The organism is Micromonospora sp. NPDC048999 (genome assembly GCF_040649295.1).
Taxonomy (GTDB): domain Bacteria; phylum Actinomycetota; class Actinomycetes; order Mycobacteriales; family Micromonosporaceae; genus Micromonospora.
This window is the reverse complement of the sequence record NZ_JBEZFI010000004.1, coordinates 176525-192555: the sequence shown is the minus strand read 5'-3', so window position 1 is coordinate 192555 and position 16031 is coordinate 176525. Positions and strand designations below refer to the sequence as shown.

Below are 16031 nucleotides of genomic sequence, written 5' to 3'. Positions count from 1 at the left end.
GGAGCCGGAGGCACCGCCGGAGGGCCCGACCCATAGACTCGGCGCGTCACCACCTGCGCGGCACGCGGGCAGGTCGGCACGCAGCACTCAGCCAGGAAGGGGTCGTCATGGCCGCCATCTCCCGCGAGGAGGTCGCGCACCTCGCGCGACTGTCGCGGCTCGCCGTCACCGATGAGGAGCTGGACACCTTCGCCGGTCAGCTCGACGTGATCCTCCAGTCGGTCGCCCAGGTCGGCGAGGTCGCCGCGGCGGACATCCCGCCGACCTCCCACTCGGTGCCGCTGACCAACGTCCTGCGTGAGGACGTGGTGACGCCGTGCCTGACCCCGCAGGAGGCGCTGTCGGGTGCGCCCGACGCCGAGGAGCAGCGGTTCCGCGTCCCGCGGATCCTGGACGAGGATGTGGCCTCATGACCGACCTGACCAAGCTGAGCGCGGCCGAGATCGCCGGGCTGGTGGCGAAGGGTGAAACCTCTGCGGTTGAAGTGACCCGGGCCCACCTGGACCGGATCTCCGCCGTCGAGGACCGCGTGCACGCCTTCCTGCACGTCGACACCGAGGGCGCGCTGGCCGCCGCCCGCACGGTCGACGAACGCCGGGCCGCCGGCGACGAGCTGGGCCCCCTCGCGGGCGTGCCGGTCGCAGTGAAGGACGTGCTCACCACCAAGGGCGTGCCGACCACCGTCGGCTCGAAGATCCTGGAGGGCTGGCGCCCGCCGTACGACGCGACGATCGTGCAGCGGCTGCGCGACGCGGGCACGGTGATGCTCGGCAAGACCAACATGGACGAGTTCGCCATGGGCTCCTCCACCGAATACTCCGCGTACGGGCCGACGCATAACCCGTGGGACCTCGACCGCATCCCGGGCGGCTCCGGCGGCGGCAGCGCCGCGGCGCTGGCCGCGTACGAGGCGCCGCTGTCGATCGGCTCGGACACCGGCGGCTCGATCCGCCAGCCGGGCGCGGTCACCGGCACCGTCGGCGCGAAGCCCACCTACGGCGGCACCTCCCGCTACGGCCTGGTCGCGTTCTCGTCGTCGCTGGACACCCCCGGCCCGTGCGCCCGTACGGTGCTGGACGCCGCGCTGCTGCACCAGGTGATCGGCGGTCACGACCCGCGCGACTCCACCTCGATCCCGGCCCCGGTGCCGGACGTGGTCGCCGCCGCGAAGCTCGGCGCCACCGGCGACCTGACCGGCGTCAAGCTCGGCGTGGTCACCGAGTTCACCGGCGAGGGCGCCGAGCCGGGCGTGATGGCCGCGTTCCGCGAGTCGGTCGAGCGGCTGGCCAAGCTGGGCGCCGAGATCGTCGAGGTCTCCTGCCCGCACTTCAAGTACGCGCTGCCGGCGTATTACCTGATCGCGCCGAGCGAGTGCTCCTCCAACCTGGCCCGGTTCGACGGCGTCCGGTTCGGCCTGCGGGTCGGCGACGACGGCAACCGGTCGCTGGAGGAGGTCATGTCGCTGACCCGCGAGGCCGGTTTCGGCCCCGAGGTCAAGCGGCGCATCATGGTCGGCACGTACGCGCTCTCCTCGGGCTACTACGACGCCTACTACGGCCAGGCGCAGAAGGTACGCACCCTGATCACCCGGGACTTCACCGCGGCGTTCGAGCGGGTGGACGCGCTCATCTCGCCGACCACCCCGTTCGTGGCGTTCCCGATCGGGGCGCGCACCTCCGACCCGTACCAGATGTACCTGGCCGACCTGTTCACCATTCCGACCAACCTGTACGGCGGACCGGCCATCTCGGTTCCGTGTGGTCTCTCCGAGGGGCTCCCGGTCGGTTTCCAGATCATGGCGCCGACGATGGCCGACGACCGGATGTACCGGGTCGCCGCCGCCCTGGAGTCCGCGGTCGGCACGTTCACCCCGCCCGCGCTCTGACGCGCACGTATCGCCGGGCCGGCGTCGACGGGAGTCTCCCGTCGACGCCGGCCTTCTCTGCCAGGTTCGAGCTGTGGCACGACCGGCGACACGCGGTCACTGTTCGGTCCGTTGGGCCGCATCACTGGTCCTGATTGGATATCGTCGGATTCCACTGGCGACCACGAATGGCTTTATCGATCAATTCCTGGACGGGCGATGAAGAAGCTGCAGCCGATCATGATTTTCTCGGTGCTCCTGGCGCTGCTGTTCGGCACGGCGCAGCCGGCGGCTGCCGCGACCGTCACCATCACCTCGGGCACCCCCACCTCCCCGGTCACCGCCTATGAGGCGTATCCGACGCACACGTTCACGGCCTCGGGCGGCACCGCGCCGTACACGCTGTCGTTGCGGTCGGGTGCGTTGCCGGTGGGGATGGCGTTGGCGTCGCTGTCGCGGACCTTGTCGGGTACCCCGGAGAAGCCGGGCAGCTACTCGTTCGAGATCCGGATGACCGACGCGACCGGCCTCTACGCCGAGCAGGACGTGACCGTCGTGGTGGTCGCACCCACGATCACCATCACCTCGGGGACCCCCACCTCCTCGGTCACCGCCTATGAGGCGTATCCGACGCACACGTTCACCGGGTCGGGTGGCACCGAGCCGTACACGCTGTCGTTGCGGTCGGGTTCGTTGCCGGTGGGGATGGCGTTGTCGTCGCTGTCGCGGAAGCTCTCGGGCACGCCGACCAGCCCGGGCACCTTTTCGTTCCGGATCCGGCTGTCCGACGCGAACGGCTTCTACGCCGAGCAGGACGTGACCGTCGAGGTGGTGGCACCCACGATCACCCTGACCTCGGGCGTCCCCACCTCGCCCTGGTACACCGATCAGGAGTATCCGACGTACACGTTCACGGCCTCGGGTGGCACCGCGCCGTACACGCTGGCGTTGCGGGCCGGTGCGTTGCCGCCGGGCATGGCGTTGGCGTCGCTGTCGCGGACCTTGTCGGGTACGCCGGACAAGCCGGGCAGCTACTCGTTCGAGATCCGGCTGATCGACGCGAACGGCTTCTACGTCGAGCAGGACGTCACGGTCGTCATCGCCGACCCGGCAGTCAAGATCACGTCGGGGGCGCCGCCCAAGGGCACGGTCGGCAAGGCGTACTCGTTCCGGTTCACCGCCACCGGCGACTCGAACATCACGTTCGACGTGGTCGACGGCGATCTGCCCGGTGGGCTCCACCTCGGCAGGGACGGCGTGCTCAGCGGCACTCCGGCGGCCGAGGGCAGCCTCACCTTCACGGTCAAAGCAACCGGCACGGCGACGTTTGCCACGGCCGAGGTGACCGTCGTCATCGACGCCGCGCCCTCCCCGCCGACCCCGAACCCGACGGCGACCTCCACCCCGACCCCGGCCCCGACGTCGACCTCGCCGGGCACGCCGGGCACGCCGACGCCGTCGGCCACGGCCGGGCCCGGGCTTCCGGTCACCGGATCGAACCTGGCCACCACGCTGTTGCTGGGCGTCGCCGCGATCGCCATCGGTGGGATGGTCCTCCTCGCGGTCCGCGTCCGCCGCCAGCGGTTCACGGCGGGTGGGTGACGCCCCACCAAAGGCGGGACAGGCCGAGCGGCATGTGGTGTCTACTAACGTTCGCTGGGTTAGCCGCTGCGGAATTGTCGTAGCGATGGTGTTGGGTATGGTTCGTGCCTCGTCGTCGGGATCCTGCCGCGCCTCGGGTCGTGCATCGCACGGCGCGTGTCGCTCTGCGACTGACGCCGGGGCAGCGGCGGCGGTGTTTCGGGCTGATGCGTTCGGCCGGTGACGCGTGGGCGTGCGTTTTGGAGATCAACGAGTGGCGGCGCCGCCGCCGCGACGTGCCGCTGGCTGGTCATAAGGAGTTGTTTCGGGAGCTGTCCGGATCGGGGCCGGGCACCTTCGGCGAGTTGGACTCGGCGGGTGCCCGGTCGGTGTTGCGCCGGTTCTCGGATGCGTGGTTCGCCGCAGCGAAACGCCGCAGGGATGGTGATTCGTCGGCGCGGTTTCCGCGCCGACGCCGTGGGTTGATGCCGGTGCGCTGGTATCACGGCACGTTTGGCATTGACGGGCGGCGGGTGCGGATACCGGTGGCCAAGGGCAGACCGCCGTTGTGGGTGCGCCTGGCCCGGGAGGTGCCGTACCCGGTCGAGCAGGTTCGGTCGGTCACCCTGCTGTGTGAGGGTGGTCGGCTGTTTCTGGACGTGACCGCCGAAGTCCCCATGGCCAGCTACGCGTCGGGTGAGGGGCCGGACCCGGCCCGGGTGGCCGGTGTGGATCTAGGGATCATTCACCCCTACGCCGTCGCGGGCCCGGATGGTGCGGGATTGTTGGTGTCGGGGCGGGCGATTCGCGCCGAGCATCGTATGCACCTGGCCGACACCAAATCCCGCCGCCGTGCCGTCTCACGCCGCGCTCCGAAACCGGGCCAGCGGGGGTCGCGGCGGTGGCGCAAGTACCGCCGCCGGGCACGGCTGGTCGAGGGCCGGCATCGCCGCAGGGTCCGGCAGGCCCAGCACGAAGCCGCCGCCACGGTTGTGTCCTGGGCGGTCGAGCAGCGGGTCGGTGTGCTCCGGGTCGGTGACCCGCGGGGTGTGTTGGACCTGGATGCGGGGCGGCGGCACAACCTGCGGCTACGGCAGTGGCAGATCGGCCGCCTCATGCAAATCCTGGAAGACAAGGCCACCCTGGCGGGCATCGTCGTCGACCCCGTCAACGAACGCGGCACGTCGTCGACCTGCCCCGCCTGCGGGCGGCGGGTGCCGAAACCCCGTGGGCGGACCCTGACCTGCCCACACTGCCGCTTCACCGGGCACCGTGACCTGATCGCGGCTGCCATCATCGCCACCCGTACCCCGGGCGGCGGACCCACCACCCCCATCGCTGCCGTCGTGCTGCCGGAGGTGGTTACGCACCGTCGAGCTGGCCGACACCTACCCGGTGCCGGCCGGTCCCGGCGTGATCCCCGTCGCCCACCCGTGGCGGCGAGAGGATCAGTTGGCCTGCGGAGGCCCGCCCCACCACCATCCGGTGGTGGGGAGTCGCTCGCCATTCGGCGAGGATTCACAACGCCCACCGGACCCCCGGTGAACGTTAGTGAAGACCGCACTAGGCTTGGCCAGTTGTTTCCGGATGCCGCCGCGCGCCGGCTACCGCCCGAAAGCTGAGGTTCTCATGACCACGACGCTGCCCGCGTACGACGAGGTCGTCGCGCGGTACGAACCGGTGATCGGCCTGGAGACCCACGTCGAGCTGGGCACGAACACCAAGATGTTCTGCGGTTGCCCGACCGACTTCGGCGGCGAGCCGAACACCCGGGTCTGCCCGGTCTGCCTGGGCCTGCCCGGCTCGCTGCCGGTGGCCAACAAGGCCGCCATCGAGGCGACCATCCGGATCGGGCTGGCGCTGAACTGCTCGGTCGCGCAGTGGTGCCGGTTCGCCCGGAAGAACTACTTCTACCCGGACATGCCGAAGGACTTCCAGATCAGCCAGTACGACGAGCCGCTCTGCTTTGACGGCTACCTGGACGTCGAGGTCAACGGCGAGCTGGTACGGATCGGCATCGAGCGGGTGCACCTGGAGGAGGACACCGGCAAGACGCTGCACGTCGGCGGAGCCACCGGCCGGATCCACGGCGCGACCGAGTCGCTGGTCGACTACAACCGGGCCGGCATCCCGCTGGTCGAGATCGTCACCAAGCCGATCCCCGGCACCGCCGCGCTCGCGCCGGAGGTGGCCCGGGCGTACGTCACCGAGCTGCGCGACGTGCTCCGCTCGCTGGGCGTCTCCGACGTCCGGATGGAGGAGGGCTCGCTGCGCTGTGACGTCAACACCTCGCTGAACAAGCCGGGCGAGGAGTGGGGCACCCGCACCGAGACCAAGAACGTCAACTCGCTGCGCTCGGTCGAGCGGGCGGTCCGCTCGGAGATGCTGCGCCAGGCGTCGGTGCTCGACGCCGGCGGCAAGATCACCCAGGAGACCCGGCACTTCCACGAGGACACCGGGGACACCACGCCCGGCCGCTCCAAGGAGACCGCCACCGACTACCGCTACTTCCCGGAGCCGGACCTGGTCCCGCTTGCGCCGGACACCGCCTGGGTGGCCGAGCTGAAGGCCGCCCTGCCGGAGCTGCCCCGGCTGCACCGCCGCCGGCTGCAGCAGGAGTGGGGCCTGTCCGACCTGGACATGCAGTCCGTGCTGAACGCCGGCGCGGTCGAGCTGATCGAGGCCACCGTGGCCGCCGGCGCCACGCCGGCCGCCGCCCGCAAGTGGTGGCTGGGCGAGCTGTCCCGGCGGGCCAACGAGACCGGCGTGGAGCTGGCCGACGTCGGGGCCACCCCGGCGCAGGTCGCCGAGCTGCAGGGCCTGGTCGACGCCGGCAAGCTCAACGACAAGCTGGCCCGTACCGTCCTGGAGGGCGTGGTGGCCGGCGAGGGCTCGCCGACCGAGATCATGACCAACCGGGGCCTGGAGGTGGTCTCCGACACCGGCGCGCTCACCGCCGCCGTGGACGCGGCGATCGCCGCCAACCCGGACGTCGCCGACAAGGTCCGCAGCGGTAAGGTCGCCGCGGCCGGTGCCCTGGTCGGCGCGGTCATGAAGACCACCCGCGGCCAGGCGGATGCCAAGACCGTCCGCGAGCTGATCTTGGAGCGCCTCGGCGCCTGAGGTGTAAGGAAGGGCCCCCTCTCAACGCCTCGGGCGTAGGAGGGGCCCCTAATAACGCTCGTCCTCGGGAGGCCGCCGCCGTGACCCGGCGGCGGCCTCCAGCCATTCGACCAGGCGCGTGATCCGCGCCGTATTTCGCGTGGGCGTCAACGGCGACGCCCAGATGGAGCCACCGTGAACCAACACGACCTCGACGTCCTTGACGAGATCCAGCGGCGGGTGCTCTGGCTCGCCACCCGCATCGTGGACGCGGCCAACCACGACCGGAACGCCGGCGACGGGGTGAAGGTCGGCGGCCACCAGGCGTCCAGCGCCTCCCTGGCCACCGCGATGACCGCGCTCTGGTTCGCCCACCTGAACGGCGAGGACCGGGTGGCGGTCAAGCCGCACGCCTCGCCCGTCTTCCACGCCATCCAGTACCTGCTCGGCAACCTGGACCGGTCGTACCTGCCGAAGCTGCGGGCGCGCGGCGGGTTGCAGTCGTACCCGTCGCGGACCAAGGACCCGGACGAGGTGGACTTCTCCACCGGCTCGGTGGGCCTGGGCGCCGCCGCGCCGCTGTTCGCCGCGGTCACCCGCCGCTACGTCGACGCGCACTTCGGCGAGCGTCCGCACTCCCGGTTCATCGCCCTGATCGGCGACGCCGAGCTCGACGAGGGCAACATCTGGGAGGCCGTCGCCGACCCGGCCACCACCGGCCTGGGCAACGTGATGTGGCTGGTCGACTTCAACCGCCAGTCGTTGGATCGGGTCGTCCCGGGCATCCGGATCAACCAGTGGCGCGGCCAGTTCGAGGCCGCCGGCTGGCACGTCGTCGAGGTCAAGTACGGCCGCAAGCTCGCCGAGGCGTACGCCCGGCCGGGCGGCGAGGCGCTGCGCGACTGGATCGACCGGATGCCTAACGAGCAGTACCAGTCGCTGTTCGGGCTGGCCGGAGCGGACCTGCGCAAGCAGTTCCTCGACGGTGCCCCGGCCGAGGTGTCCGCCTTCGTGGCCGACATTCCCGACGGCGAGTTGGGCCCGCTCGTCACCGACCTGGGCGGGCACGACCTGGCTGCCATGCTCGACGCGTACGCCCAGTGCGACGCGGTCACCGACCGGCCCAGCGTGGTCTTCGCCTACACCGTCAAGGGCTGGGGGTTGCCGATCGCCGGCAACCCGCGCAACCACTCCGCGCTGCTCACCACCGAGCAGGTCGACGCGCTGCGCGTCGCGCACGGCCTGACGGCCGAGAGCGAGTGGGACCGCCTCGACCCGGCCTCCCCGGCCGGCGTCCGGACCGCGGAGCGTCGGGAGGCGCTGTCCCGCGCGCCGCGCGAGCGGGCGCTGGGGATCAGCGTTCCGGAGAGCACCAAGGTACGCGCGAACAAGCCCGTCTCCACCCAGGAGGTCTTCGGCCGGGTGCTGGTCGACCTGGCCCGGGACGCGAACGTGGCCCCCTACCTGGTCACCACCGCACCGGACGTGGCCACCTCCACCAACCTGGCCGGGTTCATCAACAAGACGGGCGTGTTCGCCCCGACCGAGCAGCGGTCCTGGACCGAGGACCGGATGCTGCGCTGGACGGAGAGCCCGGCGGGCCAGCACATCGAGCTGGGCATCTCCGAGATGAACCTGTTCCTGCTGCTCGGCCAGCTCGGCCTGTCGTGGGACCTGTCCGGGCAGCCGCTGCTGCCGGTCGGCACGGTCTACGACCCGTTCGTGCTGCGCGGCCTGGACGCCTTCCTCTACGGCACCTACTCCGGCTCCCGGTTCGTGGTCGCCGGCACCCCGTCCGGTATCACGCTCGCCCCGGAGGGCGGCGCCCACCAGTCCACCATCACCGCCTCGGTCGGTCTGGAGCTGCCCGGGGTCACCTTCCTCGAGCCCGCGTACGCCGGCAGCCTCGACTGGCTGCTCTGCGACGCGCTCGGCCAGATCGCACAGGGGGCGGCGCCCGCCACCACCGCCGCGCCCGTCGAGGACGGGGCGTACTACTTCCGGCTCAGCACCCGCCCCATCGACCAGGCGCCGTTCGAGGCGGCCCGGGCCCGGCTCGGTGACGCGGTGCTGCGCCGGCAGGTGGTCGCCGGGGCGTACCGGCTGGTGGATGCGCACGAGACGTACCCGCACCTGGTGGACGCCCCGGTCGTGCAGCTCGCCGCCTCCGGCGCGGTGCTGCCCGAGGTCCTTGCCGCCGCCGCCGAGCTGGCCGAGGAGGGCATCGCCGCGCACGTGATCGACGTGACGAGCCTGGACCGGCTCTACCGGGCCTGGCAGCGGACCCTGCGCCAGGGCGTCCGCACGGCGACCGTGCCGAGCGTGCCCGGCGCGCTGCGGTCGGCCTTCGTCGACCGGGTGCCGGTGGTGACCGTGCACGACGCCGCCTCGCACGCGATGGCCTGGATCGGTTCGGCCCTCGGCGTTCCGGCGGTGCCGCTCGGGGTGGACGAGTTCGGCCAGTCCGGCAGCGTCCGAGAGCTGTACGAGCTGCACGACCTGCTGCCCGGCAGCATCGTCAACGCCGCCCTCGCCGCGCTCGCGCTGCGCTGACCGGGGCCCGCCGGGCGGCTCCTCGCTTTCGCGGGGAGCCGCCCGGCCGGGGTCAGCGGGTGGCGGTCGGGGTCGGGGTCGGGGACTCGACCCCGCCCCGGCCGGGCGTCGGGGTGACCGGCACCTGGGCGCCCTTCTCCGGCTCCTTGATCACGTGCCGCTCCAGGCTGACCTGCGACTGGCCGGTGCCGCCCACGGTGATCTCGTCGTACGCCTGGAGCATCTTCTGCTGGTCGAAGTAGAGCACGGTCATCGTCAGCGGGGTGGGCTTCTCGCCCTCCAGGCCGCGCAGGCCGGCACCGCCGGTGGAGCCCTCCACCATCAGCGTGGTCGGCTCCTTGTCCGGCACCTGCGGCAGCTTCGCCACCTGCCGTTCGTGCAGGTGCCCGGCCAGCACCAGCGGGGTGATGCCGGAGAGCGGCCCGGCCGAGGCCGGGTCGTGCACCAGCGCGATGTCCACCTTCGTCGGCGAGTTCTGCACCGTGGTTGCCAGCTTCTCGCCGGCACCGATCACCTGGTCGGCGACCTGCGGGGTGAGGTCGCTGCCGGCCGGGGAGGTCTCCTTGTCGGGGGTGAACCGCGGGTCGGCGATGCCGGCGATGGTCAGCCCGGACACCGTGGTCGTCGAGTTGTCCAGCACGATCGCGTTCGGCTGCTGGGCCACCGCCGCGGCCGTCCGCGCCGAGTCGTGGTTGCCGCGGATGTAGACGTACGGCTTCTTGAGCAGGCTGATCGAGCCGACGTAGGACGCCTCGGGCTCGCTGCCCCAGTCGGTGATGTCGCCGGTGTCGATCACCACGTCGATGCCGAACTGCTCGACGATGGTGCGGATCAGCGACCAGCCGGCCGGGTTGAGGTGCATGTCGGAGACGTGCAGCACGCGGGTGGTGCCGGGGGCCGGCTCGTACACCGGCAGCGCCGAGACCGTGGTGTAGAGCTTGCTGACGTTCCCGACCATCCGCTGGAGTTGGTCGGCGTACTTGGTGTAGTCGTTGGCGATCCGCCGCGCGTCGCCGACAATCGCCGGCGCGTTGACCAGCAGCCCCTCGTAGCGGGGCTCCTCGATCGACTGCGGGCGGACGGTGGCGGCGGCCAGCCCGAGGCTGCCCGAGGTGATCGCCAGCGCCAGACCGCCGGCCCAGGCCGTCCGGCGTGAGTTCCGAAAGGTCAGCCCGGCCAGTAGCAGGGTGGCCAGCACCGTCCAGGCGAGCGTCTTGAGCCCGAGGCGCAGCACGCCGGCGCGGATGTCCTCGACGGCGGACTGGCTGGCCCGGCTGATGCTCGCCGGGTCGTCGAGCAACGCCTCGGTGCGCCCCTGGTCCAGCGAGCCCAGCCGCACGGTCAGGTAGGCCGGCCCGCTGTGGCTGTCCAACCGCAGCGCGCCCAGCGGCGGCACGTCGACGGTGGTGCCGCCGCCCAGCGACGGGCTCAGGCTCAGCTCGGCGCGGAACGGCCCGATGTCGGTGCCCTGATGCCCACCGGCGTACGTGCCGGCGACGACTCCGGTCAGGGCGACCACGAGTACGGCCAGCATGATGCCGAGCCGGCGCAGCCCGGCGACCCACTGTCCGGCCCGCGGCATGCGGAACGCCCGGCGGCGGGCGCGGCCGTTCTCCGGGGCCGCCCCGGCCCCGGTGCTGTGCTGTTCGTTCTCCTGGCCGTCCATGTTCAAGTCCTGACCTGCCCAGTGAGGGATCGTGGGAAACCCGAGGGGTGCCCGGGCCTGCTCAACTTTCCGGCCGTCCGACGGCCGGGCCTCAGCTGCGTCCGGCCCCGCCGTCGGCGAAGACCAGCCGCAGTATTCGGTCGTCCTCCGCGGCCGGTTTGCCCCGCCCGTCCCGGTTGGAGGTGCTCACCCAGACCGAGCCGTCCGGGGCGAGCGCGGCGGCCCGCAGCCGGCCGTATCTGCCGGTCAGCAGCTCGTGGGGCGCGCCGAGCACGGTGCCGTTCGCGGTCAGCTCGACCAGCCAGAGCCGCTGCCCGCGCAGGCAGGCGGTGACCAGCAGGCGCTCCGCCGCGGCCAGGCCGGAGCAGGAGGCATCGGCGGTGGGCCACTGCACGATCGGGTCGATGTAGCGCCGATCGTCGACGCGTCCCTCGGCCTGCGGCCAGCCGTAGTTGCCGCCCTTGGTGATCTGGTTGATCTCGTCCCAGGTGTTCTGGCCGAACTCCACCGCGTACATCCGTTTGTCGGGGGTCCAGGCGATGCCCTGCACGTTGCGGTGGCCCAGTGACCAGACCGGGGAGGCGGGGGTGGGGTTGCCCGGCGCGGGCTTGCCCTCCGTGGTGATCCGAAGGATCTTGCCGCCGAGGCTCTTCGGGTCCTGCGCGTTGGCCGCCTTGCCGGCGTCGCCCGTGCTGGCGTAGAGGTAGCCGTCCGGGCCGAAACCCAGCCCGCCGCCGTCGTGGTTCCCGGCCTTCGGGATGCCGGTGAGGATCGGGGTGGGCGGACTGCCCAGTCGTAGCTTGGCGATCCGGTTGTCCTGCGCGGTGGTGTAGTAGACGAAGACGGTGCGGTCGCTGGCGTACGACGGGGAGACCGCGATGCCCAGCAGCCCGCCCTCGCCGCCGGCTGCCACGTCGGGCACGGTCTGCACCACGCTGACGTTCATGCCGTTCGGCCCGGACGCCGGGCCGACCTGGAGGATCCGGCCGCTGTCCCGTTCCGTCACCAGCGCGCCGCCGTCGGGCAGGAAGGCGATCGCCCAGGGCACGGCCAGCCCGGTGGCCAGCACGGTGGCGACCACCTGCTGGTCCCCGCTGCCGGCACCGGCCGTCGCCGAGGGCGTCGGCAGGTTCGGCGGCGCGCCGGCCGGGTCGGGTTCCGGCTCGCCGAACGCGCAGCCGGCGGTGCCCAGCAGCAGCGCCGCGCAGGGTGCCGCCAGCGCCGTGCGGACTCGGCCGGTGCGAGGGTACGGGGGACGGGCGTTCACCCGCCCCAGGGTAGCCGGGCCACGGCCGGCCGGCCGGCACTGCGGGCGCGGCGACTATCGTCGGCGCTCGTGAAGGTTTGGATTCCGCACCGGGCCGGCTGTGCTCTCCTCGGCGAGCTGCCCCCGGGCGTCACCGTGGAGTTGCTGGAACACCCGGCCCGGCTTCCGTCGTCCCCGGCCGACGTGCGCTTCTGGGTGCCGCCGTTCCTCTCCGGCTCGGACGCCGGCACGCTGCTGGCCGAGCTGCCGGACCTGGCGGTGGTGCAGTTGCTGTCCGCCGGGGCGGACGCCTGGGTGGGGCGGGTTCCCGACGGGGTGACCCTCTGCGACGCCCGGGGCGTGCACGACTCGGCCACCGCCGAATGGGTGGTCGCCGCGATCCTGTCGGCGCTGCGCGGTTTCGGCCCGCTGGCCCGGGCCCAGGCCCGCCGGGACTGGGCGTACGACGAGGTGGCCCCGACCGACGAGCTGGCCGGCAAGCGGGTGCTGATCGTCGGGGCGGGGTCGATCGGCGGGGCGGTCCAGGCCCGGTTGGCCCCGTTCGAGGTGACCTTCACCCTGGTCGCCCGCAGTCCGCGTCCCGCGGAGGGGGTGCACGGGGTGGACGAGCTGCCCGCCCTGTTGCCGGAGGCGGACGTGGTGGTGCTGCTGGTGCCGTTGACCGAGCAGACCCGAGGGCTGGTCGACGAGAAGTTCCTCGCCGCGATGCCGGACGGCGCGTTGCTGGTCAACGCCGCCCGCGGTCCGGTGGCCCGGACCTCGGCGCTGGTGGCCGAGCTGGCCGCCGGCCGGCTGCGGGCCGCCCTGGACGTCACCGATCCCGAGCCGTTGCCCGCCGACCACCCGCTCTGGGAGCTGCCGAACGTGTTGCTCACGCCGCACGTCGCCGGCTCGGTACGCGGCCTGCTGCCGCGCGCGTACCGCCTGGTGGGGGAGCAGCTGCGGCGCTTCGCGGCCGGTGAACCGCTGGCGAACCGGGTGGTGGACGGCTACTGACCGGGCGGGCCGGTCTTCGCCGGCTCGGCTCAGTCGGTGCCCGCGGACAGTTCCTGCCCGGTGACGGAGACCAGCCGGGGCAGGTCGTCGGCGCGTACCGCGGGGAGCAGGAGCACTTCCCCGTCGTCGAGCCGGACGACCCCTCGGCCGCGTGGGTCGCCGGTCAGCCCGGCGACCTGCTCCCAGGGAATCCGCCGCTGCCCGGCGAGCGCCCGCAGCCGCAGCTCGCGGGAGTCCGCGTCGGTGCCGGCCCGCCACGCCCAGACCATGACCGTGAGCGGGATCAGCAGCAGCCAGAGCAGCCACCAGTTGGCGGTGGCCAGGGGCAGCGTGCCGGCGAACGCGACGATCGCGGCGACCAGGATGGCCTGGTTGTGGCGGAAGCGGATGGTGTCGGCGCGGGTCACCCCCCGATTTTCGCACTCCCGGTCGGCTTGGTTCGCGGCGGGCGCGACGCCGGTGATCGGCGACCTAGGTGTGATCGGCGTCACGTGAGGGGTCGCGTCACCGGGTAGGTGCGGAATCGTTCATAGGCATGGCCGTACCGGGTCCCCGGCCGGTCGTCCGTACGCCGTCCCACCCACCCGCTGCTGGCGCAAACCGCACCGCCCCGTGCCCCCTCACGAAGGCGACCGCCGTGCCCGTCAACCAACCCGTCGCTGGTCGACTCCGCCGACCGCCGCTGCCCGACCTCGTCGTGCCGATCGCCGGCACGGTCTTCGTCCTGGCCGGGGCCGCCGGCCTCATTCCGGCCCTCGCCGCGGTGGCGCTCGCCGTCGCCGCCGGCTCTGCGCTGGCCTGCGTCCGGCTCGCCTGGCTGGCCGGCGCCCCGGTTGCCCGCACCGCGCCGGACCGGCTTCCGCCCGCCGATTCGCCGCCCGCCGCGGGTGGGTCGCCGCCCGCCGATTCGCTGCCCGCCGCCGGTGGGTCGCCGCCGGCCGGTCGCCGGGCCCGCCGGGCCGCGTTGTTCGGCCGGTGCGCCGCGATCCTCGACGCGGCCGTGCTGGCCGCCGGGCTCACCGTCGCCGTGCTGCCGCTGGCCGATCCGCCGCACCGAGCGCAGGTCGCGCTCGTCGGCCTCGCCGTCACCGCCCTGCTGTACGGCGCCGCGCTGCTCCGGATTCCCGGCCGCTCCCGGCTCACCGTCGCCGAGCGGCTCGGCCGGACCGTCGACATTCTCGGCCTCGGCCTCGGTCTGTTCTTCGCGGCCTGGATGCTGCTGCCGCCCGGCCCGGTGCCACCGGTGGCGGCCATCGCGAGTGTCGCCGGAGCGACCGGGGTGGCCGTGCTGGTGGTGACCGCGGGGGCGGACCGGAGCCGCCGGCCGGGCGCGGCGCGCTGTTGCGCCGGAGCGGCAGCCACCCTCGCCGGGCTGGCCCTGCTCGTGGTGCTGCTCGACCACGGCGCCCCGGACCGGGCCGCCCTGGCCGTCGCGCCGCCGTTGCTGGCCGGCACGCTGCTCACCGCCGACGGCGCTCGGCGTACGGCCACCGGGGAGCGGTCCCGGCCCGACGGGTTCGCGGCCGCCTGGCCCGGGCTGACCGCGCCGGCCGGCATCGCCGCGCTCGCCGCCGGCCACCGTCTCTGGACGGTGGGGGAGATCGCCGCCCCCGCGATCGCCCTGGGGCTGGCGGTCATCCCGCCGATGGTGCTCCGCGAACTGCTCGCCCTCGCCGATCAGCGGCGCCGCGCCGACCGGCTGGCCCCGGAGGCCCGGCCGTGCCCGGTCGACGAGCGGCCGGACGCGGCCGACCCGCTCGCCGAGCTGGCAAGCCGGGACGACCTGGTGCGCGGGTTCGCCCGGCGGGTGGGCGGCGCGTTGCTCGTCGTCGACCTGGTCGGGATCGCCGACGGCGCGGCCGTGGACCGGTCCGTGCTGGTCGAGGTCGCTCGGCGGCTCCGGGCGGGCAGCGGCCCCGGCGACCTGGTGGCCCGCCTGGCCGATGCCGAGTTCGCCGTGCTCACCGACGTCGGGCCGGTGGTCGCGTACGCGCTGGGCAGCCGGTTGCTGTCCGCGTTGACCAAGCCGTACCCGGGGGCCGGCGGGGCGACCCGGATCCGGGTCAGCGTCGGGCTGGCCGAGACGAGCGGTGGTGATCCGGAGGACGTGCTGCGCCAGGCCGAGCTGGCTCGGCGGCGCGCGGTGCAGCTCGGCCGGGACCGGGTCGAGTGGTACGACGCCTATCTGGAGGAGCAGCTCGTCCGCCGGCTGGATCTGGAGCGGGAGCTGCCGGGCGCGCTCGCCCGGGGCGAGTTGGACCTGGTCTACCAGCCGGTGCTGGCGCTGGCCGACCGGCAGCCGGTGGGCACCGAGGCGCTGCTGCGCTGGCGCAGCCCGGCCCTGGGCACCGTGCTGCCGGACGAGCTGCTGCCCGTCGCGGCCGATCTGGACCTGCTCGGCGAGGTGGGGCGGTGGGTGCTGGACCGGGCCTGCCGGCAGCTCGCCGACTGGTCGGACGGGGGACGAAAGCTGTGGATGGCAGTCAACGTCACGCCCCGTGAGCTGACCGCGCCGGACTTCGTCGCCCGGACGGCGGCCGCCCTCGCGGCGTACGACGTGCCGCCGGAGTGCCTCGTCGTGGAGGTGGCCGAGCCGGCGGTCGGCGCGGAGCTGCCCACGGTGGTGGCCCGGCTCGCCGGCCTGCGTTCGCTCGGGGTGCGCACGGCGCTGGACGACTTCCGGGCCGAGCACGCCTCGCTGGCCCAGCTCCGCCGCCTGCCGATCGACCTGCTCAAGGTCGGTCCGCAGCTGGTCGGGCCGGCCCCCGACGGGCATCTCCCGCTGATCGAGGTGGTGGCCAAGCTGGGCGACCGGCTCGGCCTGGAGGTGGTGGTCGAGGGGTTGGAGTCCGACGCCCAGATCGCCGGCGCCCGCCGGGCCGGCTGCCGCTACGGCCAGGGTTTCGCCTTCGCCCGTCCGGCCACGGCCGAGCGGGTCGAGGCGTGGTTCGAGGAGTTCGGCTCCGCGCCCCGCTGAGTCGTTGGGAGCGCCGGCCGAGCCG

At 73.2% G+C, this 16031-nt stretch carries 11 protein-coding genes; 8 read left to right on the top strand and 3 right to left on the bottom strand.

The features are described from left to right. Window positions 1-107: 107 nt before the first annotated feature. The 6 genes from gatC (at window position 108) to AB0C02_RS08770 (ending at window position 9100) form a co-directional block, all read left to right on the top strand. Window positions 108-413, top strand: coding sequence for an Asp-tRNA(Asn)/Glu-tRNA(Gln) amidotransferase subunit GatC (gene gatC, locus AB0C02_RS08795; RefSeq protein WP_357542701.1), 306 nt, complete (start codon window positions 108-110; stop codon window positions 411-413). Further along, window positions 410-1885, top strand: coding sequence for an Asp-tRNA(Asn)/Glu-tRNA(Gln) amidotransferase subunit GatA (gene gatA, locus AB0C02_RS08790; RefSeq protein ID WP_357542699.1), 1476 nt, complete (start codon window positions 410-412; stop codon window positions 1883-1885). Before gatC ends, gatA begins: the two co-directional genes overlap by 4 nt. Window positions 1886-2083: 198 nt before the next feature. Continuing rightward, window positions 2084-3466, top strand: coding sequence for a putative Ig domain-containing protein (locus AB0C02_RS08785; protein WP_357542697.1), 1383 nt, complete (start codon window positions 2084-2086; stop codon window positions 3464-3466). Window positions 3467-3672: 206 nt separating this feature from the next. Further along, the gene (locus tag AB0C02_RS08780; RefSeq protein WP_357542695.1) at window positions 3673-5067 is read left to right on the top strand and encodes a transposase; all 1395 of its coding nucleotides are present in this window, start codon (window positions 3673-3675) and stop codon (window positions 5065-5067) included. A gap of 7 nt (window positions 5068-5074) precedes the next feature. Further along, a complete protein-coding gene (gene gatB / locus AB0C02_RS08775) occupies window positions 5075-6568 on the top strand; it encodes an Asp-tRNA(Asn)/Glu-tRNA(Gln) amidotransferase subunit GatB (RefSeq protein WP_357542693.1) in 1494 nt (497 codons plus the stop codon). Window positions 6569-6742: 174 nt separating this feature from the next. Continuing rightward, a complete protein-coding gene (locus tag AB0C02_RS08770) occupies window positions 6743-9100 on the top strand; it encodes a transketolase C-terminal domain-containing protein (RefSeq protein WP_357542691.1) in 2358 nt (785 codons plus the stop codon). Window positions 9101-9152: 52 nt separating this feature from the next. On the opposite strand, the gene AB0C02_RS08765 is transcribed toward AB0C02_RS08770, so the two are convergent. Together AB0C02_RS08765 and AB0C02_RS08760 are read right to left on the bottom strand one after the other, a co-directional pair. Then, window positions 9153-10766: a metallophosphoesterase gene (locus AB0C02_RS08765; RefSeq protein ID WP_357542689.1), complete on the bottom strand. Its 1614-nt coding sequence runs from the start codon at window positions 10764-10766 to the stop codon at window positions 9153-9155. A 91-nt stretch (window positions 10767-10857) separates the two neighbouring features. Further along, entirely contained in the window at window positions 10858-12033 is a 1176-nt protein-coding gene (locus tag AB0C02_RS08760) for a PQQ-dependent sugar dehydrogenase (RefSeq protein ID WP_357542687.1), read from the bottom strand. Window positions 12034-12102: 69 nt separating this feature from the next. Between AB0C02_RS08760 and AB0C02_RS08755 the strand changes: the two genes are divergently transcribed. After that, entirely contained in the window at window positions 12103-13029 is a 927-nt protein-coding gene (locus AB0C02_RS08755; protein ID WP_357542685.1) for a 2-hydroxyacid dehydrogenase, read from the top strand. 29 nt (window positions 13030-13058) lie between these two features. Here AB0C02_RS08755 and AB0C02_RS08750 read toward each other — a convergent pair whose 3' ends face one another. After that, a complete protein-coding gene (locus AB0C02_RS08750; protein WP_357542683.1) occupies window positions 13059-13436 on the bottom strand; it encodes a PH domain-containing protein in 378 nt (125 codons plus the stop codon). A 230-nt stretch (window positions 13437-13666) separates the two neighbouring features. Between AB0C02_RS08750 and AB0C02_RS08745 the strand changes: the two genes are divergently transcribed. Continuing rightward, on the top strand, window positions 13667-16006 hold the full coding sequence (locus AB0C02_RS08745) for a bifunctional diguanylate cyclase/phosphodiesterase (RefSeq protein ID WP_357542681.1): 2340 nt from the start codon (window positions 13667-13669) through the stop codon (window positions 16004-16006). The last annotated feature ends 25 nt before the right edge of the window (window positions 16007-16031 follow it).